This is a genomic window from Microbacterium sp. 4NA327F11 (assembly GCF_005503465.1).
GTDB classification, from domain to species: domain Bacteria; phylum Actinomycetota; class Actinomycetes; order Actinomycetales; family Microbacteriaceae; genus Microbacterium; species Microbacterium ginsengisoli.
This window is the reverse complement of record NZ_SCOB01000002.1, coordinates 110892-135607: the sequence shown is the minus strand read 5'-3', so window position 1 is coordinate 135607 and position 24716 is coordinate 110892. Positions and strand designations below refer to the sequence as shown.

General features: G+C 70.2%; 24 protein-coding genes, 1 tRNA gene and 1 pseudogene. 20 read left to right on the top strand and 6 right to left on the bottom strand.

Annotation, left to right across the window (positions count from 1 at the left end; genetic code table 11):
* The first annotated feature begins 32 nt into the window (after positions 1-32).
* Positions 33-2057: a PTS fructose transporter subunit IIABC gene (locus tag FFS51_RS02250; protein ID WP_056206962.1), complete on the top strand. Its 2025-nt coding sequence runs from the start codon at positions 33-35 to the stop codon at positions 2055-2057.
* A 26-nt stretch (positions 2058-2083) separates the two neighbouring features.
* Complete coding sequence (locus FFS51_RS02245) at positions 2084-2353, top strand: HPr family phosphocarrier protein (protein WP_045248468.1); 270 nt, start codon at positions 2084-2086, stop codon at positions 2351-2353.
* Positions 2354-2440: 87 nt separating this feature from the next.
* Here the strand turns inward: FFS51_RS02245 and FFS51_RS02240 are convergent, their stop codons facing one another.
* Complete coding sequence (locus FFS51_RS02240; RefSeq protein ID WP_056519884.1) at positions 2441-3079, bottom strand: MBL fold metallo-hydrolase; 639 nt, start codon at positions 3077-3079, stop codon at positions 2441-2443.
* A 116-nt stretch (positions 3080-3195) separates the two neighbouring features.
* Between FFS51_RS02240 and FFS51_RS02235 the strand changes: the two genes are divergently transcribed.
* From FFS51_RS02235 to FFS51_RS02225, 3 genes are all read left to right on the top strand, one after another.
* On the top strand, positions 3196-4074 hold the full coding sequence (locus tag FFS51_RS02235) for an EamA family transporter (RefSeq protein WP_056519881.1): 879 nt from the start codon (positions 3196-3198) through the stop codon (positions 4072-4074).
* A gap of 130 nt (positions 4075-4204) precedes the next feature.
* Positions 4205-4280, top strand: a tRNA-Glu gene (locus tag FFS51_RS02230).
* A gap of 226 nt (positions 4281-4506) precedes the next feature.
* The gene (locus FFS51_RS02225) at positions 4507-5526 is read left to right on the top strand and encodes a TerC family protein (RefSeq protein WP_056206959.1); all 1020 of its coding nucleotides are present in this window, start codon (positions 4507-4509) and stop codon (positions 5524-5526) included.
* 6 nt (positions 5527-5532) lie between these two features.
* Here the strand turns inward: FFS51_RS02225 and FFS51_RS02220 are convergent, their stop codons facing one another.
* Complete coding sequence (locus tag FFS51_RS02220) at positions 5533-6849, bottom strand: LLM class flavin-dependent oxidoreductase (RefSeq protein ID WP_137877373.1); 1317 nt, start codon at positions 6847-6849, stop codon at positions 5533-5535.
* A complete protein-coding gene (locus tag FFS51_RS02215; protein ID WP_137877372.1) occupies positions 6846-8207 on the bottom strand; it encodes an O-acetylhomoserine aminocarboxypropyltransferase/cysteine synthase family protein in 1362 nt (453 codons plus the stop codon). Before FFS51_RS02215 ends, FFS51_RS02220 begins: the two co-directional genes overlap by 4 nt.
* A 242-nt stretch (positions 8208-8449) precedes the next feature.
* Between FFS51_RS02215 and leuC the strand changes: the two genes are divergently transcribed.
* Genes leuC through FFS51_RS02185 form a run of 6 tightly spaced genes read left to right on the top strand, consistent with a single transcriptional unit; the run spans position 8450 to position 14818 of the window.
* Positions 8450-9931 (top strand): 3-isopropylmalate dehydratase large subunit, encoded by a 1482-nt coding sequence (leuC, locus tag FFS51_RS02210; RefSeq protein ID WP_045248462.1) that lies wholly within the window; start codon positions 8450-8452, stop codon positions 9929-9931.
* 2 nt (positions 9932-9933) lie between these two features.
* The gene (gene leuD / locus FFS51_RS02205) at positions 9934-10545 is read left to right on the top strand and encodes a 3-isopropylmalate dehydratase small subunit (protein WP_056519875.1); all 612 of its coding nucleotides are present in this window, start codon (positions 9934-9936) and stop codon (positions 10543-10545) included.
* An 11-nt stretch (positions 10546-10556) separates the two neighbouring features.
* The gene (gene murA, locus FFS51_RS02200; protein WP_137877371.1) at positions 10557-11921 is read left to right on the top strand and encodes a UDP-N-acetylglucosamine 1-carboxyvinyltransferase; all 1365 of its coding nucleotides are present in this window, start codon (positions 10557-10559) and stop codon (positions 11919-11921) included.
* A gap of 3 nt (positions 11922-11924) precedes the next feature.
* Entirely contained in the window at positions 11925-12695 is a 771-nt protein-coding gene (locus FFS51_RS02195; RefSeq protein WP_137877370.1) for a lysophospholipid acyltransferase family protein, read from the top strand.
* Positions 12685-13815: an NAD(P)H-dependent glycerol-3-phosphate dehydrogenase gene (locus FFS51_RS02190; RefSeq protein ID WP_056519872.1), complete on the top strand. Its 1131-nt coding sequence runs from the start codon at positions 12685-12687 to the stop codon at positions 13813-13815. The genes FFS51_RS02195 and FFS51_RS02190 overlap by 11 nt, the downstream gene beginning before the upstream one ends.
* Positions 13721-14818: a D-alanine--D-alanine ligase family protein gene (locus FFS51_RS02185; protein ID WP_045248457.1), complete on the top strand. Its 1098-nt coding sequence runs from the start codon at positions 13721-13723 to the stop codon at positions 14816-14818. Before FFS51_RS02190 ends, FFS51_RS02185 begins: the two co-directional genes overlap by 95 nt.
* Positions 14819-14821: 3 nt before the next feature.
* Here the strand turns inward: FFS51_RS02185 and FFS51_RS02180 are convergent, their stop codons facing one another.
* Positions 14822-15316, bottom strand: coding sequence for a DUF3515 family protein (locus FFS51_RS02180; RefSeq protein ID WP_045248456.1), 495 nt, complete (start codon positions 15314-15316; stop codon positions 14822-14824).
* Positions 15317-15367: 51 nt separating this feature from the next.
* Here FFS51_RS02180 and thiL point away from each other — a divergent pair, with 51 nt between their 5' ends.
* Complete coding sequence (thiL, locus tag FFS51_RS02175) at positions 15368-16360, top strand: thiamine-phosphate kinase (protein WP_137877369.1); 993 nt, start codon at positions 15368-15370, stop codon at positions 16358-16360.
* On the opposite strand, the gene FFS51_RS02170 is transcribed toward thiL, so the two are convergent.
* Positions 16357-16938, bottom strand: coding sequence for an RsmD family RNA methyltransferase (locus FFS51_RS02170; RefSeq protein WP_137877368.1), 582 nt, complete (start codon positions 16936-16938; stop codon positions 16357-16359). The genes thiL and FFS51_RS02170 overlap by 4 nt on opposite strands.
* A 50-nt stretch (positions 16939-16988) precedes the next feature.
* Between FFS51_RS02170 and FFS51_RS02165 the strand changes: the two genes are divergently transcribed.
* From FFS51_RS02165 to FFS51_RS02130, 8 genes and pseudogenes are all read left to right on the top strand, one after another.
* Positions 16989-19139 carry an ATP-dependent DNA helicase RecG gene (locus FFS51_RS02165; RefSeq protein ID WP_137877367.1) on the top strand — a complete coding sequence of 717 codons (2151 nt, stop codon included), beginning with the start codon at positions 16989-16991 and terminating at the stop codon, positions 19137-19139.
* A 42-nt stretch (positions 19140-19181) separates the two neighbouring features.
* Complete coding sequence (coaD, locus tag FFS51_RS02160) at positions 19182-19679, top strand: pantetheine-phosphate adenylyltransferase (protein WP_045248452.1); 498 nt, start codon at positions 19182-19184, stop codon at positions 19677-19679.
* Positions 19680-19783: 104 nt separating this feature from the next.
* The gene (locus FFS51_RS02155) at positions 19784-20281 is read left to right on the top strand and encodes a YceD family protein (RefSeq protein WP_137877438.1); all 498 of its coding nucleotides are present in this window, start codon (positions 19784-19786) and stop codon (positions 20279-20281) included.
* 17 nt (positions 20282-20298) lie between these two features.
* Positions 20299-20508, top strand: a complete 210-nt coding sequence (rpmF, locus tag FFS51_RS02150) for a 50S ribosomal protein L32 (protein ID WP_045248451.1) — start codon at positions 20299-20301, stop codon at positions 20506-20508.
* Positions 20509-20518: 10 nt separating this feature from the next.
* Positions 20519-21211: a ribonuclease III gene (gene rnc, locus FFS51_RS02145; RefSeq protein WP_137877366.1), complete on the top strand. Its 693-nt coding sequence runs from the start codon at positions 20519-20521 to the stop codon at positions 21209-21211.
* Positions 21204-22055, top strand: a complete 852-nt coding sequence (gene mutM, locus FFS51_RS02140) for a bifunctional DNA-formamidopyrimidine glycosylase/DNA-(apurinic or apyrimidinic site) lyase (RefSeq protein ID WP_137877365.1) — start codon at positions 21204-21206, stop codon at positions 22053-22055. Before rnc ends, mutM begins: the two co-directional genes overlap by 8 nt.
* Before the next feature lie 59 nt (positions 22056-22114).
* The gene (locus FFS51_RS02135; protein WP_231729493.1) at positions 22115-23434 is read left to right on the top strand and encodes an ISL3 family transposase; all 1320 of its coding nucleotides are present in this window, start codon (positions 22115-22117) and stop codon (positions 23432-23434) included.
* 26 nt (positions 23435-23460) lie between these two features.
* Positions 23461-23580, top strand: a pseudogene (locus FFS51_RS02130) (zinc finger domain-containing protein); the annotation flags it as partial.
* A gap of 12 nt (positions 23581-23592) precedes the next feature.
* Here FFS51_RS02130 and FFS51_RS02125 read toward each other — a convergent pair.
* The gene (locus tag FFS51_RS02125) at positions 23593-24669 is read right to left on the bottom strand and encodes a GNAT family N-acetyltransferase (RefSeq protein ID WP_137877364.1); all 1077 of its coding nucleotides are present in this window, start codon (positions 24667-24669) and stop codon (positions 23593-23595) included.
* Between the last annotated feature and the right edge of the window lie 47 nt (positions 24670-24716).

Here is a 24716-nt window from a genome sequence, read left to right as displayed (position 1 = left end):
CCACCCACCCCACTGCGACCACGGAGGTCACTGTGTCAGACATCATCACGCCGGAGCTCGTCGTCCTCGACGCATCGCTCGGCGACGACAAGCAGGCGGTCATCCGCGCGCTCGCTGCGCGCGTGGTGGCGGCCGGCCGTGCGACGGACGCCGAGGCGCTGTTCGCCGACGCCTGGGCCCGCGAGGCCAAGGACGAGACCGGCCTTCCCGGCGGCATCGCGATCCCGCACGCCAAGAGCGCCGCCGTCACGACGGCCTCGCTCGCGTTCGCGCGCCTGCGGCCCGCGGTCGACTTCGGCGCTCCCGACGGCCCGGCCGACCTCGTGTTCCTCATCGCCGCTCCCGAGCACGCCGCCGAGGAGCACCTCGCCGTGCTCTCGAAGCTCGCGCGCAACCTGCTCAACGACGACTTCACCGCGCAGCTGCGCGGCGCCCGCGACGCGGCCTACGTCGTCTCCGTCGTCGACCGCGCCATCGCCGGCGAGACGGCACCGGCCGCCGCGGCGGCTCCCACCGGGGCCGCGCGCCACACCGTCGACGGCCGCCCCGCGCGCATCGTCGCGGTCACCGCATGCGCGACCGGGATCGCGCACACCTTCATGGCCGCCGATGCCCTCACCGCCGCAGGCACCGCGGACGGCATCGACCTCGTCGTCGAGCCGCAGGGATCGAGCGGCTACAAGCCGATCGCCCAGTCGGTCATCGACGCCGCCGACGCCGTCATCTTCGCGGTCGACGTCGACGTGCGCGAGCCCGGCCGCTTCGCCGGCAAGCCTCTCGTGCGTGCCTCCGTCAAGCGCGGCATCGAAGAGCCCGAGAAGCTCATCAGCGAGGCGACCGCCGCGGCATCCGACCCGTCGGCCCGTCGCGCCGGCGGCAGCGCCCCCGTCGCCGCCGCCCCCGCCGCACGCAGCGGCCTCGGCAGCACCGTGAAGCGGGCCTTGCTCACGGGCGTCAGCTACATGATCCCGTTCGTGGCCGGCGGCGGTCTGCTCATCGCGCTCGGCTTCCTGCTCGGCGGCTACGAGATCGCCTTCAACGCCGACAAGGTGCTCGGCGCTTCCACCCTCTGGAACCTCGGCGCGAACCCGCTGAACGTGTACCTCGGTGCTGTCGCGTTCAAGATCGGCGCCCTGTCGTTCGGCTTCCTCGTGCCCGCCCTGGCCGGCTACATCGCCTTCGCGATCGCCGACCGCCCGGGTATCGCCCCCGGTTTCGTCGCCGGTGCGGTCGCGGCCTACATGGGCGCGGGCTTCCTCGGCGGCATCATCGGCGGTCTGCTCGCCGGTCTCGCCGCCTGGTGGCTCGGTCGTTTCGAGGTCGCGCGCTGGCTGCGAGGTCTCATGCCCGTGGTCATCATCCCGCTGCTCGCGTCGATCTTCGCGTCGGGGCTCATGCTCCTCGTCCTGGGCGGGCCGATCGCGTTCGTGGTGACCGCCCTGAACAACTGGCTCTCCAGCCTCAATGGTGTCGGCGTGATCGTGCTCGGCATCATCCTCGGCCTCATGATGTGCTTCGACCTCGGCGGACCCGTCAACAAGGTGGCCTACGGCTTCGCGACCGCGAACCTCGCCGCCGGCATCGCCGGCGACAACCGCTACCTCGAGATCATGGCCGCCGTCATGGCCGCCGGCATGGTGCCGCCGCTCGCGATGGCCCTCGCCTCCACGGTGCTCGGGCGCAAGCTGTTCAGCCCCGCCGAGCGTGAGAACGGCAAGGCGGCATGGCTGCTCGGCCTCTCGTTCATCTCCGAGGGTGCGATTCCGTTCGCCGCCGCAGACATCTTCCGCGTCATCCCCGCGGCGATGGTCGGAGGTGCCGTGACCGGTGCCCTGTCGATGGCCTTCGGCGTCACCTCGAAGGCACCCCACGGCGGCATCTTCGTCTTCTTCGCCATCGACAGCTTCCCGCTGTGGATTCTCTCGATCGCGGTGGGTACGGTCGTTACGGCGGTGGTCGTGATCCTGCTCAAGCGCTTCGCGCGTCGCCGCCCTCTCGAGATCGTCGCCGACGAGCCTGAGCTGGCCGCGGTGCCGCAGGCCGTCGCCGCACACTGAACACACCGTTACGAAGGAGATACACCATGGCCGAACGCCAGGCGACCATCGCCAGCGCCTCCGGACTCCACGCCCGCCCCGCGAAGCTGTTCGTGCAGGCGGTTCAGGAGAAGAAGATCCCCGTGACGATCGCGGTGGCCGGCGGCCCCGATCTGAACGCGGGCAGCATCCTCTCCCTGATGGGGCTCGGCGCCGCGCACGGCACCGTCGTCACGCTGAAGGCCGATGGTGACGGAGCCGAGCAGGCGCTCGACGAACTCGTCGCCCTGCTCGAGACCGATCTCGACGCGGAGTAATCCGGGCCATTGCGCGTCTGATCGGCACGCAGAAGCGGGATGTCGCACCTCGGTGCGGCATCCCGCTTCGTCGTTGACGCGGCCCGGTCAGATCTCGACCGACTGCTCCGGGTCGAGATCATGGAACGCACCGCCGTGCTGCTCGGTCGCCCAGCGCAGCCGCGCGCGCCCCATGTCACGGCCGGCCACGGAGAGTGTCATGTCGTGGGTCGCGAAGGCGTGGCGCGGCGCGACCGCGAGCACGAAGTCCATCGCGTCGCCGATCTTCAGCCAGGGAGCGCCGACCGGCGCCGCGAGCAGCTCCACGTCGACTCCCTTCGGCACCGCGTACGAGTCGCCGGGGTAGTAGAGCCTGTCGTCGACGAGCACCCCGAGGTTGTCGACGATCGGGATGCTCGAGTGGATCTCGTTGTGGCGGCCGCCGAAGAACCGCAGCGTGAACCCGCCGGCGTCGACCGTGTCGCCCGCCTCGACGACGGTGATGTCGAAGCCGGCGGCCGCGGCGGCGACGCCCGTGGGTGCGTAGATCGGCACGTCGCCGTGGTCGCGGCGCAGCCGGGTGAGGTGCTCGGGGGTCCAGTGGTCGGGATGCTCGTGCGTGACCACGATCGCCACGACATGGCGCAGCCCCTCGAGCGGGGTGGTGAACGAGCCGGGGTCGACCACGAGGGTCTTCCCCTCGTTCTCGACGGTCAGCGCGGCGTGCAGATGCTTGGTCACTCGCATGAAGCGAGTCAACAACGATGCGGATGCCGCGGCAACTCCGCGCCGCGTCAGGCGGAGTGTGACGCGTATTACGGTTGCGTCCGGGCTGACCTCGCCGCGTCCCGAATAATCGACGGGTGGTGGTCACCGTCGTGCTCGCGCTGCTCACCGCGGCGGCGTATGGCATCGACGGACATTTCGGCGCGATGGCCGCTCGACGGCTCGGTGCCGTCGGCACCACGATCCTCGCCTACGCGTCCGGCGCGGCCGTACTCGGCGTGATCGTGATCGTCGTCGGGGGACAGTGGAGCGGGCCGGCCGTCGGATGGGGCGTGGTCGCGGCGGTGACGGCGACGGCGGGGTCGATCGCGTTCTACGCGGCGGCGGTGTCCGGCTCGGTCAGTCTCGTGGCCCCACTCGTGGGCGTGCTGCAGTCCGCGGTGCCGGTCGCCGTCGCTGTCGGTCGCGGGGAGCGGTTCGGCGGTTTCGGCTGGGTCGCTGTGCTGCTCGCCATCTGCGCGGCGGTGCTCGCATCGTCTCGCCGGGCGGAGGGGCATCCGCGACTCACGCAGCGTTCGGGCGTGCTGACCGTCGTGTCGGGGCTCCTCCTCGGTGCCTCGATCCTGGCCGTCGATGCGGCTCCCGTCGCCGCCGAGCAGATTCCCGTCTTCCTCGAGCTCACGTTCGGCGTCGCGATGCTCGGGATGTTCCTGCTGGCGCGTGCGCGGCGAGTGCGGGTACGGGCGGCGCGTGAACCCGTGATCGCGGACGGGACGGCGAGGCGGGTCGCGATCATCCAGGCACTCGTCGCCGGCGTTCTGCTCGGCGTCGCGAACGTCTTCCTCGTGCTCGCGCTGCACCGCGGCCCGTTGGCTGTCGTAGGGGTGCTGGTGAACCTGTACCCGGTGTTCACGGTCGTCGCCGCCTGGCTGCTCGACAGGCAGCGACTCGCGGCGCCGCAGCTCGCCGGCGTCGCCCTCGCGGTGATCGCATCCGTGCTGTTCGGTGTCGCGTGATCCGGACCGGCGGATCGTCGCGACCCGATCCGTGGCCGCCTCCGTCCTCGCGGCGGAAGGGATCAGTGGAGTGTGGGCGCCGATTTGTCGGGCACCACGAAGGCATGGCATAATCGAACGGTTGCCTAACGGCCCCATCGTATAGCGGCCTAGTACGCCGCCCTCTCACGGCGGTAACGCGGGTTCGAATCCCGCTGGGGTCACCAACACGTCGAAAGCCCGGTGTTCGCACCGGGCTTTCGACGTTTCCGCATCTGCCCCGCACCGCGCGACGCGCGGTTCCGCCCGGAGTAGAGTTCCGGATGCGAGGGGGAGTATCCCGATCTCGCGCATCCGTCATCACGGGCGCAACGTCGCCGCCCCGGGTGCGCGCCGCACTGTGCGGGGGAGAGACCGTCGACGTTCGTCGCACCCTCCCGAAAGGCATCGCCCGTGGCATCCGCTCTGCCCGCCTGGTTCGAGATCACCGCACTCGTGGTTCTCGTGCTGATCCTCGTCGCCGACCTCCTGCTCATCGTGCGCCGGCCGCACGTGCCGTCGATGAAGGAAGCCGGGCTCTGGGTCGGGTTCTACGTCTCGCTCGCACTCGTCTTCGCCGGCGTGCTGTGGGCCGTCAGCGGCGGGTTCGACGTGCCCAGCCAGTTCCTCGCGGGCTGGCTGACCGAGTACAGCCTGTCGGTCGACAACCTGTTCGTGTTCGTGCTGCTGATGGCGCAATTCGCCGTGCCGCGTCGCTACCAGCAGGAGGTGCTGATGGTCGGCATCATCATCGCGCTCGTGCTGCGCGGAATCTTCATCCTGCTGGGGGCGGCGATCATCGAGCACTTCAGCGCCGTGTTCTACCTGTTCGGCATCTTCCTCGTCTACACCGCCTATCGGCAGGCGTTTGGCGGCGACGACCACGACGACGATCAGAAGCGCGAGGGAGTGATCGTGCGCACGCTGCGACGCATCTTCCCGATCAGCGAGTCCTTCGACGGCGCGAAGCTGCGCACGACCGTCGACGGCCGACGCCTCTTCACCCCGATGCTGCTCGTGTTCGTCGCGATCGGCTTCACCGATCTGGTGTTCGCGATCGACTCGATCCCGGCGATCTTCGGCATCACCGCCGATCCGTTCCTCGTGTTCACGGCGAACCTGTTCGCGCTGATGGGACTTCGCCAGCTCTACTTCCTGCTCGGCGGACTGCTCGACTCGCTCCGCTATCTGCACTACGGCATCGCGTTCATCCTCGCGTTCATCGGCGTGAAGCTCGTCTTCCACGCGCTGCACGAGAACGAGCTGCCGTTCATCAACGGAGGTCATGGGGTGGAATGGGCGCCCGAGATCTCCACGCTCGCCTCGCTCGGCGTCATCGTGGCCTCGATGGCGGTCGCCACGGTGGCGAGTCTCATGGCCTCGCGTCGCGACCGCGACGGGACGGATGCCGCGGGCCCCGCGGCATCCGTCTGATCGGGGTCAGAACGCGGCGAGGTTCGCGCGCAGACCGCCCGGCGCGTACTCGCGGCGGAGGATGCCGCGGCGGCGCAGGATCGGCACGAGCTCATCGAGCACGCGGTGCACCGTGACGGGGTGCAGGTCGCCCCAGAGCAGTACGCCGTCGTTGCCCCACTCGGCGAGCTCCTCGATGCGGTCGGCGAACTCGTCGGCGGTGCCGACGAAGCCGGACCCGTCGGTGAGGCGTCCGAGCCGCGCATGCGACGCGAGGATCTGCCGCAGCGGCGTGGTGGCGGCGTCGTTCCTCCCGATGAGGCGACGGATGCTGCCTTCCGAGACGTGGTTCGCGAACGTGCCCGCAGGGATCGGCGCGTCGAGGTCGAGCGCCGTGAGGTCGGTCTCGAGATCGCTCGACTGCTTGCGCGCGATCTGCACGAGGGCGGCCTCATCGGGGTTCGCCGACGCGGCGACGAGTCGGTCCGCCTCGGCCGCTGATGAGACGAGCGCGGGCTGGATCGCGAAGAGGATCGTGATGTCCTCCGGGCGACGACCACGCTCGACCGCCGCCGCGTGGATCTTCGCTCGATAGGCGGTGATGCTGTCGCGATCGAGCGGGGCGAGCGCGAGCTGTATGTCACTGTTCGCGCCCGCGAAGCCGAGTCCGCGTCCGCTGCCGCCCGGCGACGCGATCACCGGCTCGCCCTCGCGGAAAGGCACCGCGTTGAGCGGGCCGTCGAAGGCGAAGTACTCGCCCCGATGCGCGGCGTGGTCGAGCCGGGTACCGTCCGCGTAGACGCCCGAGACGGGGTCGACGACGAGGGCCTCGGGCGACCAACTGCGCCACAGCAGCCGCAGGCTCTCCAGCCACTCCTCGGCGCGGTCGTAGGCGGCGTCGTGGCCGAGCGGCGCGGCGGTGCCGAAGTGGCGGGCGCTGCCGGTGTCGGTGACGACGTTCAGGCCGAGACGGTCGCCACTCAGGTGCTGGAGGGTCGCGAACTGACGTGCCGCCGTGTAGGGCACGTACGCTGCGGGGTTGACCGTCGGGATCACGCCGAGATGCTCGGTCGCGTCGAAGAGGTACGGCGCGAGGAGGAGCGGATCGTGCTTCGGGCCGCCAAAGGCATGCCGGATCCGCAGATCTATCGTCTCCGGGCTGCCGAGGGACGGTGCGTCCTCGATGATGACGAGGTCGAACCCGGCCTGCTCGAGGGTGCGCGCCGACTGCTGGTAGAGGCCGGGCTTCGTCCAGTCGTAGTCCCAGTCGAGGGAGGGGTATCCCCAGCCGTGCGGGCCGAAGCCGCGGGCGAGGAACCAGCCGAAGTGCTGCAGGCGGGTCATGCGAGGATCTCCTCCGTGGAACGGTCGCCGGACCCGGCGACGGCGGCGGGGGATCCGCTGGCGGCGCCCGCGGCGGCGAGCGCCCGGGCGAGGTCGCGACGCAGGTCGTCGACGTCTTCGATGCCGATGGACAGACGCAGGGTGCCGGGGAGAACTCCGCGCCGTACCCGCTCTGACTCCGCGTGGCCGGAGTGGCTCGTCGAGGCGGGGTGCAGAACGAGCGTGCGCACGTCGCCGAGATGCGTCATATGCGTGACGAGCTGAACCGCTTCGACGAACGCGCGGGCGGCGGGCTCGCCGCCGTTCAGCGTGAACGCGAACACCGAGCCGAAGCCGCCCTGCAGCTGACGCACCGCGAGGTCGTGATCGGGGTGCGTGGGAAGACCGGCGTAGTCGACGGAGGCGACCTCGGGCTGCTCCTCGAGCCAGGTCGCGAGAGCGAGGGCGCCCGCGGACTGGTGCCGCACGCGCAAGCCGAGGGTCTCCGCCCCCTGGCCGACCAGGAAGGCGTTGAACGGCGACGGCGTCGCACCGAAGCGGGGGGCGACCGTCTCTCGCGCGTAGGCGATGCGCGCGCGTCCGCCGTGGCGCTCCCACGGGCTCGGCGCACCGCTCGCGTTGCGTTCGACGAGGTGCGGGAACAGGCGGCCCGCCGTGACGCCGTCGAAGCGGCCGTCGTCGACGATCACGCCGCCCAGCGCGGCCCCGTGACCGCCGAGGAACTTGCTCGCCGAGTGCACGACGATCGCCGCGCCGTGCTCGATCGGTCGCAGCAGCGCCGGCGTCGCGAACGTGTTGTCCACGACCAGCGGGATGCCGAACTCGTCGGCGACGCCGGCGACGAGAGCGACGTCGAGGATGTCGTTGCGCGCGTTCGCGATCGACTCGGCGAAGTAGGCGCGCGTCTCGCGGCGGGTGGCGCGCCGCCACGCATCGGGGTCGGAGATCTCGTCGACCAGCGTGGCCGTGATGCCGAGCCGCGACAGGTTGTCGAAGACGAGGCCGCGGGTGCCCTCGTAGATGTGGGCGGAGAGAACGATGTGGTCGCCGGCGGAGAGCAGCGTGAGCAGGGCGGTCGTGACGGCCGCCTGGCCGCTCGCGAGGAACACGGCCGCCGCGCCGGACTCGAGGGCGGTGAGCTTCTGCTCCAGGGCCGAGACGGTCGGGTTTCCGGTGCGGGTGTAGCCGAAGCCGGCGCCCGTGGCGAAGTGCTCGGCGGCGGTGTCGAAGGCGTCGAAGCGGAACCCGGCGGTGAGGTAGAGCGGCACGGTGCGGGACGCGGCATCCGACCACTCGGCACCGGCGTGCGCGGCACGGGTGTCGAAGGATGCCTCGGTGTGCGCTGCGTGCTCGGTCACGACTCTCCTCGGGTAGGGCGGGGGTCAAAGGGGAATCGTCGCACGGCGCGCCGCCGCCGCCATCATCGGGTGCAATACGACGTCACGCCGTCGAGCCCTGCGCCGAGGCGCCGGTGGTACTGTGACGAGGTGCGGATCGCTCGCCTCCTCCTTAGCGGCCGCGACGAGACCTTGTTCTAGGCCGTCCTCGTCGCGGAGTTCGTCGCGGGCCTCCACACCCACTCGAGGAGTACGTCAGAGCCATGACCGACATCACGTCCGATTCGCCCACCATTCCCGACCGTCCGCGCACGCTCGCGGAGAAGGTCTGGGACAACCACCTCGTCGTCAAGGGTGAGAACGGCGAACCCGACCTCATCTACATCGACCTGCACCTGGTGCACGAGGTGACGAGCCCGCAGGCCTTCGACGGCCTCCGCGCCGAGGGGCGCCCGGTGCGCCGTCTCGACCTCACGATCGCCACCGAGGACCACAACACTCCGACGCTCGACATCGACAAGCCGATCGCCGACCTCACGAGCCGCACGCAGATCGAGACGCTGCGTCGCAACGCGGCCGAGTTCGGGGTGCGCCTGCACTCGCTCGGCGACCGCGAGCAGGGCATCGTGCACGTCGTCGGGCCGCAGTTGGGGCTCACGATGCCGGGCATCACCGTCGTGTGCGGCGACAGCCACACCTCCACCCACGGCGCGTTCGGGGCCATGGCCTTCGGCATCGGCACGAGCGAGGTCGAGCATGTGCTGGCGACCCAGACGCTGCCGCTGAAGCCCTTCAAGACGATGGCGATCACCGTCGAGGGCGAGCTGAAGCCCGGGGTGACCGCGAAGGACATCATCCTGGCTGTCATCGCGAAGATCGGCACGAACGGCGGCCAGGGCTACGTGCTGGAGTTCCGCGGCTCGGCGATCCGGTCCCTCTCGATGGAGGGCCGCATGACGATGTGCAACATGTCGATCGAGGCGGGGGCGCGCGCCGGTATGGTCGCCCCCGACGACACGACCTTCGCCTACCTCGAGGGCCGTGCGCACGCGCCGCGAGGCGCGGACTGGGACGACGCCGTCGCCTACTGGCGCACGCTGCCGAGCGACGAGGGTGCGGTCTACGACGCGGAGGTCTACCTGGATGCCGCGGCCCTCGAGCCGTTCGTCACGTGGGGCACGAACCCGGGCCAGGGTGTGTCGCTCGGCGACGTCGTGCCGACGCCGTCCGATTTCTCGGACCCGAACGAGCGGGCCGCCGCCGAGCGTGCGCTCGAGTACATGGACCTCGCGGCCGGCACCCCGCTGAAGGATGTCGCGGTCGACGCCGTGTTCATGGGCTCGTGCACCAACAGCCGTATCGAGGACCTGCGCGCGTTCGCGGATGTCGTGCGCGGTCGCACGAAGGCGCCGGGCGTGCGCGTCATGGTGGTTCCCGGCTCCGCCCGGGTTCGCCTGGAGGCCGAGGCCGAGGGACTCGACAAGGTGTTCACCGACTTCGGCGCCGAATGGCGGTTCGCGGGATGCTCGATGTGCCTGGGAATGAACCCCGACCAGCTCGCGCCGGGGGAGCGCTGCGCGTCGACGTCGAACCGCAATTTCGAGGGACGTCAGGGCAAGGGCGGGCGGACGCATCTGGTGTCGCCTCTCGTGGCCGCCGCCACCGCTGTGCGAGGCACCCTCTCGAGCCCCGCGGATCTCGAACCGCTCGTCGCCGTGGCGACCGGCGCCGGACAGGAGGCCTGACCGTGGAGAAGTTCACCGCCCACACCGGCGTCGCCGTCCCGCTGCATCGATCGGCCGTCGACACCGACCAGATCATCCCGGCCGTCTACCTCAAGCGGGTGACCAAGACGGGATTCGAGGACGCGCTGTTCGCCAACTGGCGCCAGGACCCGGAGTTCATCCTCAACCAGCCCGCCTACGCGGGCGCGTCGGTGCTCGTCGCCGGTCCCGACTTCGGCACCGGCTCGAGTCGTGAACACGCTGTCTGGGCGCTGCGCGACTACGGATTCCGTGTGGTGCTGAGCCCCCGGTTCGCCGACATCTTCCGCGGCAACGCCGGGAAGCAGGGCCTGGTGGCCGGGGTCATCTCCGAGGCCGACCTCGAGTCGATCTGGGCGGTTCTCGATGCCGACCCCGGTGCGCAGCTCACCGTCGACCTCGAGACCCGAACCGCCGTCATCGGCGACCTTCGTGTCGGTTTCGACATCGACGATTACACTAGGTGGCGGCTTCTGGAGGGTCTCGACGACATCGGACTCACCCTTCGAAACGAAGATCGCATCGCCGCCTACGAGGCGCGACGCGAGTCCTGGAAGCCCCGGACGCTCCCCGTTCCGGACGCTCCCACGAAGTGAGGCCGCACCGTATGACTCTCCTAGGCGACGCATCCATCGCAGGCGGACGCAAAGAGGAGGAGGGCGAGATCCTCTCGATCCGGGGCGGCCGTCCGCTCTCCGGTCGCGTCGAGGTGAAGGGCGCCAAGAACCTCGTCACCAAGGCGATGGTGGCGTCTCTTCTCGGTGAGAGCCCGAGCATCCTGCGCGACGTGCCCGAGATCAGCGACGTCGCCGTGGTGCGCTCTCTTCTCGAGGTGCATGGCGTGCGCGTCGAAGACGGTGTCGAGCCGGGCTCGCTCGTGCTCGATCCCCGTGACGTCGAGTCTGCGCACTTCGAGGAGATCGACGCCCACGCCGGCGCGTCGCGCATCCCGATCCTGTTCTGCGGCCCCCTGCTGCACCGCCTGGGGCAGGCGTTCATCCCCGATCTCGGCGGATGCCGCATCGGCGACCGGCCGATCGACTTCCACCTCGACGCGCTGCGCAAGTTCGGCGCGGTGGTCGAGAAGCTGCCGAGCGGCATCCGACTCTCGGCGCCGCAGGGCCTGCGCGGCGCCAGCATCCACCTGCCCTACCCGAGCGTCGGCGCCACGGAGCAGGTACTGCTGACGGCAGTGCGTGCGAAGGGCGTCACGGAGCTGCGCAACGCCGCGATCGAGCCCGAGATCATGGACCTGATCGCCGTGCTGCAGAAGATGGGCGCGATCATCTCCTACGAGCCCAACCGGGTCATCTTCATCGAGGGCGTCGATCGGCTCAAGGGCTACGACCACCGCGCGATCTTCGATCGCAACGAGGCCGCGAGCTGGGCCAGCGCGGCGATCGCGACCGACGGCGAGATCTTCGTCGCCGGTGCACGCCAGCAGGAGATGCTGACCTTCCTCAACGTGCTGCGGAAGGTCGGCGCCGATTTCGACGTGCAGGAGGACGGGATCCTCTTCCGGCGGGACGGCGAGCTCCGGCCCGTTGTCGTCGAGACCGATGTGCACCCCGGCTTCATGACCGACTGGCAGCAGCCCCTGATCGTCGCACTCACCCAGGCGTCGGGCCGCTCGGTCGTGCACGAGACGGTGTACGAGAACCGCTTCGGCTTCACTCAGGCGCTCGTGAAGATGGGCGCCGACATCGTCGTGCACCCCCACGGACTGCAGGAGGGCGTGCGTCGCGTGGCTCGCCGCGCGCTCGAGCAGGCCGCCGTCATCACCGGGCCGACCGCATTGCGGGGTGCCGACATCACCGTCCCTGATCTGCGAGGCGGGTACAGCCACGTGATCGCGGCGCTGACCGCCGAAGGGGAGTCGATCGTGCGCAACGTCGGGATCATCCGGCGTGGATACCCCGACTTCTTCGCCAAGCTGCGCGCACTCGGCGCCGACTTCGACGTCATCGGCTGAGCCGTGTCGACCACGTCCCGCAAGAGACGCGCATCGCCCGAGAAGTCGCGGCCCAGCGTCTGGTGGCTGCTCGCCGCGATCATCGTGCCCATCGTCGGCCTCATCGCGCGCATCGAGATCGAGGGCGAGGAGAACCTTCCGGAGGAGGGCTCCTACGTCGTCGCGCCGAACCACATGAGCGAGATCGATCCCTTGATCGTCGCAGTCGCCGTGTGGCGCATCGGACGCGCCCCGCGCTTCCTCGCCAAGGAGAGTCTGTTCCGCGTGCCGGTTCTCGGCTGGGCGTTGCGTGTCACCGGCATGGTGCCCGTCGCACGTGAGTCGACGGCCGCCGCGGCGAGTTCGACGGTGGCCTCCGCACGACGCCTCGTCGCTTCCGGTCACGGCGTGATCGTGTACCCCGAGGGAACCCTCACCCGCGACCCCGACTTGTGGCCGATGCGGGGCAAGACCGGGGCCGCGCGCCTCGCGCTCGCGGGGGACATCCCCCTGATCCCGGTCGCGCACTGGGGCTCGCAGCGCATCCTCCCGCGATACGGGAAGCTCTCGCTCTGGCCGCCGAGGAAGCGCGTGCGCATCGTGTTCGGACCGGCACTGGACCTCTCCGCTCATATCGGTCACGGCAAGGAGCAGAGCACGCTTGTGGCGGTGACGGCCGCGGTGATGCAGGGAATCACCTCGCTGGAGGAGACGCTGCGCGGTGAGAAGGCTCCGGCCGAGCGCTGGAACCCCTCCGCGCACGGCCAGAAGGAGACGGGTCGCCTTGACTCGTAGGGGCGAGCCCGAGCTCCCTCGCGTCGCCGTCATCGGCGCCGGCAGCTGGGGGACCACGTTCGGCAAGATTCTGGCCGACGGCGGGGCCCAGGTCGGCATGTGGGCTCGTCGGCGCGAACTCGCCGATGAGATCACGAGGGCCAAGCGCAACAGTCAGTACCTGCCCGGCATCAATCTGCCGCGCACGATGTGGGCCTCCGATGACCTCCATGCGGTTCTCGACGGCGCCGAGCTCGTGTTCCTCTCGGTTCCGAGCCAGGCCCTCCGCCACAACCTAAAGGGTCTGCGACCCATCCTCTCCCGCACCGACCAGCCGGTCATCTCGCTCATGAAGGGTGTCGAGAAGCGCACGAATCTGCGCATGAGCGAGGTGATCGAGCAGGAGCTGCGCTGCGATCCCGACCGAATCGCCGTCGCATCGGGCCCCAATCTCGCGCTCGAGATCGCCCGTGAGCAGCCGACCGCGGCGGTCATCTCCTCGACGAGTCAGGAGACGGCGGAGCTGGTGGCCCGCCGCGCGCGCAATCACTACTTCCGCACATTCGTGAACACCGATGTGATCGGCACCGAGTTCGGTGGTGTGCTCAAGAACCTCATCGCCGTCGCGATCGGCATCGTCGACGGCGTCGGCTACGGCGAGAACACCAAGGCGTCGATCATCACGCGAGGTCTCGTCGAGATGACCGACTTCGCCGTCGCCATGGGCGCGCGCGCCGAGACACTGCAGGGGCTCGCCGGACTCGGCGACCTGATAGCCACATGTCAGTCGCCGCTGAGTCGCAACAACACGGCGGGGCGCCTGCTCGGGCAGGGCTACAGCTTCCAGGATGTCGTCAAGCAGATGCAGCAGACCGCGGAGGGCCTCGCCTCGGTGACGCCCGTGCTCACCCTCGCACGCGAGCACGACGTGCAGATGCCGATCGTGGAGCAGGTCAAGATGGTGCTCGACGGCGACCTCGATCCCCGTCAGATCGCTCCGCACCTGACCACCGACGACGACACCCCCCAAGGGGAGAGGACGCAGAATGGACAAGCCGGTCGTAGTGGTTCTGTTTGGGGGAAGATCCAGCGAGCACTCGATCAGCTCCGCAACAGCGGGGGGAGTGCTGGGAGCGATTGATCGCGACCGGTTCGCGGTGATCCCTGTCGGTATCACCCGCACGGGTGCGTTCGTGCTCGAGGACGACGATCCCGGCAAATTCGCGCTCGATCCCGCGCACCTGCCCGAGGTGGTCGACAACGGCACCCGCATTCTGTGGCCCGAGCCCGCGGGACGCCGATCGCTGCGGGTGCGTCGCGCGGACGGCGAGATCGCGGACCTCGGCGAGGTGGATGTGATCCTGCCGATCCTCCACGGCGCGCACGGTGAGGACGGCACGATCCAGGGCTTCTTCGACACGCTCGAGATCCCCTACGCGGGCGGCGGCGTGCTCGACTCCGCGGTCTGCATGGACAAGCACTTCATGAAGGTGGCGCTCGCGGCAGCCGGGGTGCCGGTATCCCCGGGAATCACCGTGCGCGAGTCGGAGTGGCGCGCCGACCCGGGCGTGGTCGCCACACGGTTGACCGAGGCATCCTTTCCGTGGTTCGTGAAGCCCGCTCGAGCCGGCTCGAGCGTCGGTGTGTCCAAGGTGCACGGGCTCGACGAGCTCGACGCCGCCCTGCGGGTCGCGTTCGCCGAAGACGACAAGGTGCTCGTCGAGCAGGGCATCGTCGGGCGCGAGGTCGAGGTGGGGGTGCTCGAAGGGCGAGCGGATGTCGCCCCTCGCGCGTCGCTCGTCGGGGAGATCGTGCTGCGCGACCGCGAGTTCTACGACTTCGAGGGGAAGTATCTCGGCGGCGACGGCGTCGACGTGGTCTGCCCGGCTGATCTCACGGCCGAGGAGGTGTCCTCGCTCCAGGAGATGGCGCTGCGCGCGTTCGCCGCGGTCGACGGGCGTGGTCTCGCCCGGGTCGACTTCTTCTTGACCGACCATGGCCCGGTGGTCAACGAGCTCAACACGATGCCCGGATTCACACCGATCTCGATGTTCCCGAAGTGCTGGATCGCGTCGGGCCTGAGCTACGCGGACCTGATCTCGGAGCTCGTCGACACCGCTCTGGAGCGGGTCGTCCGCGCCTGAGTCTCAGGGGGTCGGCGCCGCGGTCGCTCCGCCGTGAGCGGTGCACTCGGATGTCACCGTCGTGTACGCCGAGATGAGCGGGCCGAGCGCAGTGAGGGCGTCGATGCTCGACACTCCGCCCGTGGGGTCGGTGTCGATGTAGAGCTGCACCGCGGGCACCCGCCCGAAGGTCGTGACGAGTGTGCGCGGCGCGTCGGTGTCATCGACGAGCCAGTCGACGCCATCGACCGTGCGGCAGGGCATCGTTGTCGCGCCGGGCGGGGTCACACCGCACGTGAAGAGCACAGCGGCAGGGTCCCCCCATGCTGCGGTGGCCTGCGCGGTGGTCCACCGGCGCTCCTTGCCGACGAGGTCGGACGGCAGACGCACCGAGATGTCGGCGCAGGCTGACGCGCCGGAGTTCGGAGCGGGCTGCAGCGCGACGGTGCTGGCGCAGCCGGTGAGCACGAGGCATCCGGCCGCCGTCGCGGCGAGGAGGGCGCGCGACATCCGACTCATCCGTCCAGGCTAGCGACTCGCACCTGTCCCGCCGCCGAGTAGCGTGGGGGGATGCCGCAGCACGACGCCGATCCGACGGTCGCCGCCCTGTCGGAGGGCGAGGTGCTCGCAGCGATCCTCGCTGCGGTGGGTCCGTCGCGCGCGGAGGTCGGCCCCGGCGACGATGCCGCCGTGATCGCGGCTCCCTCGGGTCGGCTGGTCGCCACTGTCGACACGCTGGTGCACGGACCCGACTTCCGGCTCGCATGGACGAGCGGGTTCGACCTGGGCTGGAAGGCGGCGGCCGTCAATCTCGCGGATGTCGCGGCGATGGGCGCGACCCCGACGGCCCTGCTCGTGGCGCTCGCGATGCCCGACCACACTCGCCTGTCGTTCGTGACCGACGTGGCCCGGGGGTTGCGTGCGGCGTGTGATGCGCTGGCGCCCGGCTGCTCGGTGGAGGGCGGGGATCTGACCGTCTCCGACACGCTGACCGTGGCGGTGACCGCCCTCGGCACACCGGTGACGACGCCGGTGACCCGCGCCGGGGCGAGGGTCGGCGACGTCGTGGCGATCGCCGGGGAGCTCGGCCGTGCGGCGGCGGGGCTCGACATCCTGTTCACTCGGTTCCGTGACGACGCCGGGCAGCCGGTTCCGGTGGTGGGCGCGCGCCTCTCGCCCGAGGATCACGAGCTCGTCGTCGCGCAACTGCGCCCCTCGCCGCCCATCGGGGCGGGGGTGATCGCCGCGCGCGCCGGAGCCACGGCGATGATGGACGTCTCTGATGGGCTCGCCCTCGATGCATCGCGACTGGCCCGCGCCTCCGGCGTCACGATCGATCTGGATGCCGCGGCCCTCGGCCCGGACAGAGAGCGCGCGCTCGGCGGCGGCGAGGACCACGCGCTGCTGGCGACGTATCCCGCGGGCGCTGCGGTGCCGGCTCCGTTCCGTCCCATCGGAGTCGTGCAACCGGCCGGTGATATCGCCCTGCGGCTCGACGGCGAGCCCGTCACCCGGCCTCCCGGCTGGGATCCCTACCGCGACTGGGATTCCGCGCGGGGCTAGGCGGTGCCCGGCTCGTCGCCGTCGTCGGGTTCGATCCACCACAGGGTCGTGTCGCCGTAGCGCCGATCGCGGAACACGCGCAGGCCCGGCGGCAGGAGGGGCTCGGGGGAGCGGGCGTCCCGCTCGACGACGACGACGGCGTGCGTCGCGAGGTGCGGGACCAGCAGCGTCAGCACCCGGGTGATCTCCTGCTCGTCGACCGCGTAGGGCGGGTCGATCAGGGCGAGGTCGATGTCGTCCGAGTACCCGCGCAGGAACGCCTCGACGGCGGCGCGGTGCACGCGCACGGTCGCGGCGGGCACGGCTCGGCGTACCCGCGCGGCGTTGCGCTCGGCGACCACAGCGGCCCGCGGCGCCTTCTCCACGAGATCGGCGCGGTCGGCACCGCGACTGATCGCTTCGAGGCCGAGCGCACCGGAGCCTGCGTAGAGGTCGAGCACGCGCGCGCCGCGCAGGGCATCGGCCGACTCCAGCGCGCCGAACAGCGATTCGCGCACACGGTCGCTCGTCGGCCGCGTGCCGGCGTCGGGCACCTCGAGGGTGAGGGAGCCGGCCGCTCCCGCGATGATCCGGGTCACCGTCCCACGATAGCGACGGGCCTGTCGGCGGCCCGCCCTAGACTCGCAGCATGCCGCCGCTGCGTCTCGATTCGCCGCTCGGTGATGTGCTCGACGACAAGGTCGCGAAGGCGCTGACGAAGGCCTTCGGCATGGCCCGCGTCGGTGATCTGCTGGCGCATTACCCGCGGCGCTACGCGCTGCGGGGCGAACTGACGCCCATCGCCTCGTTGACGGTCGGTGAGCAGGTGTCGATCGTCGCGGAGATCGTTTCGGTCTCCGAGAGGCGGATGCACAACCGACGCGGCTCGCTGCTCGAGGTCGTGATCTCCGATGGCGAGGGACAGCTCTCCCTCACGTTCTTCAATCAGTCCTGGCGGATGGGTGAGCTGCGACGTGGCCGGCGGGGGATGTTCTCGGGCAAGGTGGGGGAGTTCCGCGGCGGCAAGCAGTTCGCGCACCCCGACTACCAGCTCTTCGACGATCTGGAGACCGCGGCCCAGACCGCGCAGGCGCTGGCGAGCCGTCCGATCCCGGTGTACCCGGCGACGGCCGCCGTGGCGACCTGGACGATCGCCAAGGCCGTCGAAGGGGCGCTCGACGGTCTCGGTGAGGTCGAAGACCCGCTCCCCGACGACCTGCGGCGCCGTCACGCCCTGCTTCCCGCTCGCACGGCGCTCGAGCACATCCATCGGCCGTCGGTGATCGACGATGTCGCCCCCGCGCAGCAGACGCTGCGGATGCAAGAGGCCCTCGTGCTCCAAGCGGGGCTCCTTCAGCAACGAGCGGCGGTGGCGGCGTTGCACGCACGACCACGCCCTGCCGGCGAGCTGCGGGAAGCTTTCGACGCCCGGCTCACCTTTGCGCTCACCGACGATCAGGCCTCGGTCGGAGAGCAGATCGCCACAGACCTCGTCGCCGAGCGTCCGATGAACCGGCTCGTGCAGGGCGAGGTCGGATCCGGGAAGACCCTCGTCGCGCTGCGCGCGATGCTGCAGGTCGCCGAGTCCGGCGGGCAGGCGGCGCTCATCGCACCGACCGAGGTGCTCGCCGCCCAGCATCTGCGATCGATCGCCGCGATGCTCGGACCCGACCTGTCCGCGAAGCTCATCCCGACGCTGCTGACCGGTCAGATGCCGGCGGCCGACCGTCGCCGGGCGGCGCTGCGGGTGGCATCCGGTCAGTCGCTCATCGTCGTGGGCACGCACGCCCTGTTGAGCGCCACGACGACGTTCGCCGACCTCGCCCTCGTCGTCGTCGACGAGCAGCACCGGTTCGGGGTCGAGCAGCGCGACGCCCTGCGCGCGAAGGGCACCGCCCCGCACGTGCTCGTGCTCACCGCCACCCCGATCCCGCGCACCGTCGCGATGACGGTCTTCGGAGACCTCGACGTCTCAACGATCCGCACCCTGCCTCCCGGCCGCGCCGGCATCGAGAGCTTCGTCGCGCCGCTCGCCGAGAAGCCGAGCTGGTTCGGCCGGGTGTGGGATCGCGCTGCCGAGGAGGTCGCGGCCGGCCGCCAGGTGTTCGTCGTGTGTGCCGCGATCGACGTGGACGTCGACGAACCGGGCGACGCGCCGTCGGCGACGGATGCCGCAGCCTCCCGACCGACCTGGGGAGTCGCCCAGGTGGCGACCCTCCTGTCGCAGCTCCCGCGATTCGCTCAGGTGCGCATCGAGATCTTGCACGGGCGCATGCCGAGCGACGAGAAGGATGCCGTCATGCGCCGCGTCGCCGCGGGCGAGGTCGACCTGCTCATCGCGACGACGGTGATCGAGGTCGGGGTCGACGTGCCGAACGCGTCGACGATGATCGTGCTCGATGCCGACCGTTTCGGCGTTTCGCAGCTGCACCAGCTGCGAGGCCGGGTCGGTCGCGGTTTGGTGCCGGGTCTGTGCCTCCTCGTGACGGAGGCGGCGGTCGGCAGCCCGGCGCGCGAGCGGGTGGAGGCGGTGGCCGCCACCCTCGACGGGTTCGCCCTCGCCGAGGTCGACCTCGAGCTGCGGGGCGAGGGAGATGTGCTCGGCGCAGCGCAGTCCGGCGCGCGCAGCTCGCTGCGCCTGCTGCGGGTCGTCGCCGACGCCGATCTGATCGCGGAGGCGCGGGACGAGGCATCCGTACTGCTGGCGGACGATCCGCAGCTGACGGCGCACCCTGGTCTGCGGGATGCGATCGAGCGGCGGCTCGACGACGACACGCGCGCGGCCCTGGGCAAGAACTGACTCGGGGCCGGCTCGCGTGACGCGCCCGACTAGGCTGGCCGCGTGAGCAATCGGATCGCCGTCGTTCCCGGATCGTTCGATCCGCCCACCCTCGGTCACCTCGACGTCATCCGTCGGGCCGCCGCGCTGTACGACGAGATCCACGTGCTGGTGGTGCACAACCCCGGCAAAGAGGCAATGCTCCCCATCGCTCAGCGTCTGAGCCTCCTCGAGCAGTCGATCGCCGAGGCCGAGGTGCCGGGCAAGATCACCGTCGCGTCGTGGAGTGTCGGGCTCCTCGTCGACTACGCCACCGACGTGGGCGCGGGAGTGCTCGTCAAGGGCATCCGTTCCCAGGTGGATGTCGCCTACGAGACGCCCATGGCGATCGTGAACCGTCACCTCGCCGGTATCGAAACCGTCTTCCTCCTCCCCGACCCCTCGCACGCGCTCGTGTCGAGTTCTCTGGTGCGTCAGGTCGCGGGGCTCGGCGGCGATGTCTCGCCGTACGTTCCGGCCCCGGTCGCGCGGTTCCTCGACACCGGCGCGCGCGGCATCTGACCGGCCCCGCGCGTTCCCTGCCGGGCTAGGATTCCGGGGTGAGGAACTCCCGGCCCGGCCCCTTCAGCCTGAACGTCCGCGACATCGTGCGCCGTCCCGGCGAGATGCGCGAGCACTCGATCGACGTGCCGCTCGCCGAGAAGTGGGGCGAGGGTCTCGTCTCCGTTCCGGCGGGTTCGGCCATCGAGCTCGATGTGCGGCTGGAGTCGGTGCACGAGGGGATTCTCGCCACCGGCGACGTGCACGCCGACTATGAAGGCATCTGCGGCAGGTGCCTCACCGAGATCGCCGCGCCCGTCGATGTCGAGTTCCAGGAGCTTTTCGCGTATCCTGGAGAAGAAGCGAACGACTTCGAGGTTCAAGACGACCACGTGGATCTTGAAACTGTGGTCAGGGATGCCATCGTCCTCTCGCTTCCGTTCCAGCCGGTGTGCCGGCCAGAGTGCCCCGGTCTCGACCCCGAGACCGGCGAGCTTCTGGACGAGCAGAGCGGCGCGACATCCGGTGAGGCCCTCGATCCACGCTGGGCGGCACTGGACAAGTTCGCAGCGGAACAGAACGATGAGTCCGGCGAGTCCGGGCGGACACCCCAGAACTCCTAGAACGAAAAGGAAGACCCATGGCAGGTAACCCTCCGAAGCGCAAGGTCTCGCGCTCGAACACCCGCTCGCGCCGCGCGCAGTGGAAGGCCGAAGCGCCCGCGCTGGTCAAGACCATCGAGAACGGCAAGGTCGTCTACAGCCGTCCCCACCAGGCGAAGGTCGTCACCGACTCGCAGGGCACCGAGCTGTTCCTCGAGTACAAGGGCCGCAAGGTCGCAGACATCTGAGACCCGCTCGGTGAGCGACGTCTCCGCGGACATCTCCGCACTCCTCCGCAAGCTCGGGGTCGACATCGACCCCGAGCTTGCGGCATTGGCCCTCACGCATCGCTCGTATGCGTATGAGCACGGCCAGATCCCGCACAACGAGCGTCTCGAGTTCCTCGGCGACTCGGTGCTGGGGCAGGCCGTGACAGTGAAGCTCTATCGCGAGAATCCCGATCTCGACGAAGGGGCGCTCGCCAAGCGGCGCGCGAGCGTCGTCTCCACGGTCGCCCTGGCCGAGACCGCGAGGCGGGTCGGCATCGGCGAACATGTGCGCCTTGGCCGAGGCGAAGAGCTCACCGGCGGGCGGGACAAGGACTCCATCCTCGCGGACACGACGGAGGCGCTCATCGGCGCCACCTATCTCTCCGCGGGAGCCGACGCGGCGACCGGCCTCGTGCTGCGGCTCATCGAGCCGCTCCTGGCCGACCCCGACCGCTACGGCGCGGCGATCGACCCGAAGACGAGCCTGCAAGAGCTCGCCGCACGGCTCGGTCGCCCGGCACCGACCTACTCGGTGGCCTCCGACGGACCCGACCATGCGCGGGTGTTCACCGCGCGTGTCGCCGTCGGTGACGTCGCCTGCAGCGGGTCGGGCACGAGCAAGAAGCACGCGGAGATGGCCGCCGCCCTCGCCGCGTGGAACACGCTGTCCGGGCGTGCCTGAGCTTCCCGAGGTCGAGGTCGTGCGCGCGGGTCTCGCGCCCGCCGTCACCGGTGCCCGCGTTGTCAGCGTCACGGTGCTCGACGACCGTGCCCTGACGCGCCACCGGGGCGCGGCGTCCGATTTCGAGAGCGCCCTCACCGGTCGTGTGCTCACCGGTGCGGTGCGCCGAGGCAAGTTCCTCTGGCTGCCGATCGAGACGGATGCCGCAGCCCGGGCGGTCGTCGGTCATCTCGGTATGAGCGGCCAGCTGCTGCTGCGCGCGCCCGGCGCGCCGGCGGAGCGTCACGAACGCGTGCGCATCGAGCTCGCCCACCCGCGGCACGGAGAGCTCGCGGTGGTGTTCGCCGACCAGCGCACATTCGGGTCGCTCGCGATCGACGAGCTCGTGCCGACGATCGACGGTGCCGCGGGAGGATTCGGCTCGGACGTTCCGCTGGTACCGGTGCAGGCCGCGCACATCGCGCGCGATCCGCTCGACCCCGCGTTCGACGAGGCGTTGTTCCGGCGTCGGGTGGGGGCATCCGTGTCGGCCGTGAAGCGCGTACTGCTCGATCAGACGACCGTCAGCGGGATCGGTAACATCTACGCCGACGAGTCGCTGTGGGCGGCGCGCGTGCACCCGGAGACTCCGGCCCGGGCGCTCGCTACGCGCACCGTCACCCGCCTTCTCGACGAGGTGCGTGTGGTGCTCGAGCGTGCTCTCGCCGAGGGCGGCACGAGCTTCGACGCGCAGTACGTGAACGTCAACGGGCAGGCCGGCTACTTCGCCCACTCGCTGCGGGCCTATGGGGCTCTTCGGACATGCGGTGGGGGTGAGGCTCGCCGGGTGATGGTCGGCGGGTAGGGGTCGAGGTCCCCGAGGATCAGTAGCGCCAACTGCTGATCCATCACGAGGACCTCGACGTGCTTCACCCTACTTCGGGGTGCGCTGACGCGCGCTCTGCCGCTGATCCGTGTTACCGCTGCGATCTGCTGGTCGGTCTCGACGGCGTCCATGTCGAGCACGTTGACCGCCGCGACGGGCTGCTGATCGTCACCGTTTCGACACCGGCGGCGCCGACCGGGTGCCCGTTGTGCGGGGTCGTGGCGATCGGTCGAGGGCGCCGCCGTCGAGTGTTGCATGACGTGCCGGGCGTGACGCGGGTGCGGATCGTCTGGCGGCAACGGGTCTGGCGATGCGGCGACGTGGGCTGTGCCAAGAAGACGTTCGTGGAGCAGCTTCCCTCGCTGGTCGCTCGGCGCGGGTCGCTCACAAGGCGAGCCGTCGACTGGGCGATCGGGCAGCTGCGCCGCGAGCACGCCACGATCGAAGGACTACGTCGTCAGCTCGGGACATCGTGGAAGACGGTGTGGCGGGCTGTTGAGCCTGAACTGGTGCGGTTGGCAGCCGACGAGTCCCGGTTCGAGAACGTGACCACGCTCGGCGTCGACGAGCACATCTGGCATCACGTCGACCACCGCAAGCGGGGCCCGAAGGAACTGACCGGCATGGTCGACCTCAGCCGCGACAGCACCGGGAAGACGCGGGCCAGGCTGCTCGACCTCGTGCCGGGCAGATCGGGGAAGGCATACGCGTCCTGGCTCAGCGAGCGGGGCGAAGCGTTCCGAAAGAACGTGAAGGTGGCGGCGCTGGACCCGTTCGCGGGCTACAAGACTGCGATCGATGACACGCTCGAAGACGCGGTCGCTGTGCTGGACGCGTTCCATGTCGTCAAGCTCGGCACCGCCGCCGTCGACGAGGTCCGCCGCCGCGTCCAGCAAGACACCCTCGGGCATCGCGGTCGGAAGGGCGACCCGCTCTACGGGATTCAGACCATCCTCCGTGCCGGGGCCGAGAACCTCACCGACAAGCAGCGGATCCGGCTGACCGCGGCAATCGAGGCCGATCCTGCGCACGACGAGGTGTTCGTCGCGTGGCAGTGCGCACAGCAGCTGCGCTCTGCCTACCACGCGAAGGACCTGACCGAGGGGCGGCGGATCGCCGAGAGGGTGGTCGACACGTTCCACACCTGCCCGATCCCCGAGATCGCCCGCCTCGGCCGCACCCTCCGCCGCTGGCGTTCAGCGTTCCTGGCGTACTTCACCACGAGCCGCGCGAACAACGGCGGCACCGAGGCGATCAACGGGATCATCGAGCTCCACCGCCGCCTCGCCCGCGGCTATCGCAACCGCGAGAACTACCGCCTCCGCATGCTCCTCACCGCCGGCGGACTCACCCCATGACCCCCCCACCGGATGTCCGAAGAGCCGCCTATGGCCGCACCGGCCAGCCGTGCCCGCGCTGCGGCACGCCGATTCTGCGGGTGAGCTTCACCAACCGGTCGAGCCACTTCTGCCCGCGGTGCCAGCGGCGCCGCGGCGCACGCTGACACCGCGTCGGGTCACTCCAGGTCCCGCCGCCACGCGCCGATGTAGGCCGCCGGCGTAAATCCGAGGGTCTCGTTGATCGAGAGCATCGGTCGGTTCTCCTCCGCATTGAAGGTGAGGAGGCGGGGCGAGTCGGGCACGAGCTCCCTCCAGCGTCGCAGTCCTGCGCACTTCACGAGCATGCCGAGCCGATGTCCCCGGTGCTCCGAGAGCACGAGCGTGTCCATCTGGGAGGAGGCGAGCGTCGGATCGGTGCGGCTGGCGAGCTCGTTGAAGGCGCAGAGTCGTCCGGATGCGACATGGCGGGCGGCCGTCACGAGCACGCGCTCACCGCTGTCGAGGTAGCGCTGTTCCATACGGCGCACGCGGTCCGCGTCCCACACCTCCTCGTCGACCTCCATGTCACCGACGGGCGTGTCCGTCGACATGCGCGACTTCATCCAGGCGTAGTCGAGCGTGAACTCCTCGGGCGTCGGATACTCCCACTGCACGACCTCGTAGCCGACAGCGAACTCTGCCGCCGCCTCGCCCGCGGCGACCACCACGGAGGCGTCGGCATGCAGGTCGAACACGCTCTTGCGTTCGACCTGGCCGAGCACATAGCCGCGGCCCTCGAGGAAACGAGCGGTGTGATCACGGGGGATGCGGCCGAACCCGGTAGGTGACGCGAGGTGTTCGCCGGATGCCGCGGGGTGCTCGGCGAACGTCTGCATCACCGTGCGGCCCAGTTCGCGCGCGGTGCGTTCGGCGAGGTCGAACCCCGCCGTTCCGATGCCGCGCCCCCAGACCTCCCGCAGAAGCTCGACCAGCAGGTAGGCGGATCGGGCGCCGGGGGTGTGGAAGGCGTCGACCGTCACTCGACCGATGGGAGCGCCCTCGTCGCGCACGAGCCAGACGAGGCGGGTGCGATCGGGGTCGTCCTGGTAGTGGGGGAGAAGCTCGGCAGGCGTCTGGTCCTCGTCGGCATTGCCGGAGATCTCGAGGTAGATGCGGTTGCGCACCTCGACCATGTCGATGAAGTCGGTGGCGTCCGCGTCGTCGATGCGCGCGGGTATCGTGAGCGGGACGAAGCTCACGGGAGGGGTGTCCATGGGGGATTCCTTCTGCAGGGGTGAGAGGTCGGGGGTCCGCAGAGGTC

Bases quoted from the DNA above. Each gene is read 5' to 3' on its own strand.
- FFS51_RS02245 (WP_045248468.1), top strand. From the start codon at position 2,084: ATGGCCGAACGCCAGGCGACCATCGCCAGCGCCTCCGGACTCCACGCC.
- FFS51_RS02240 (WP_056519884.1), bottom strand. From the start codon at position 3,079: ATGCGAGTGACCAAGCATCTGCACGCCGCGCTGACCGTCGAGAACGAG.
- FFS51_RS02220 (WP_137877373.1), bottom strand. From the start codon at position 6,849: ATGACCCGCCTGCAGCACTTCGGCTGGTTCCTCGCCCGCGGCTTCGGC.
- leuC (WP_045248462.1), top strand. From the start codon at position 8,450: ATGACCGACATCACGTCCGATTCGCCCACCATTCCCGACCGTCCGCGC.
- murA (WP_137877371.1), top strand. From the start codon at position 10,557: ATGACTCTCCTAGGCGACGCATCCATCGCAGGCGGACGCAAAGAGGAG.
- FFS51_RS02185 (WP_045248457.1), top strand. From the start codon at position 13,721: ATGGACAAGCCGGTCGTAGTGGTTCTGTTTGGGGGAAGATCCAGCGAG.
- FFS51_RS02180 (WP_045248456.1), bottom strand. From the start codon at position 15,316: ATGAGTCGGATGTCGCGCGCCCTCCTCGCCGCGACGGCGGCCGGATGC.
- thiL (WP_137877369.1), top strand. From the start codon at position 15,368: ATGCCGCAGCACGACGCCGATCCGACGGTCGCCGCCCTGTCGGAGGGC.
- FFS51_RS02165 (WP_137877367.1), top strand. From the start codon at position 16,989: ATGCCGCCGCTGCGTCTCGATTCGCCGCTCGGTGATGTGCTCGACGAC.
- FFS51_RS02155 (WP_137877438.1), top strand. From the start codon at position 19,784: ATGCGCGAGCACTCGATCGACGTGCCGCTCGCCGAGAAGTGGGGCGAG.
- rpmF (WP_045248451.1), top strand. From the start codon at position 20,299: ATGGCAGGTAACCCTCCGAAGCGCAAGGTCTCGCGCTCGAACACCCGC.
- FFS51_RS02125 (WP_137877364.1), bottom strand. From the start codon at position 24,669: ATGGACACCCCTCCCGTGAGCTTCGTCCCGCTCACGATACCCGCGCGC.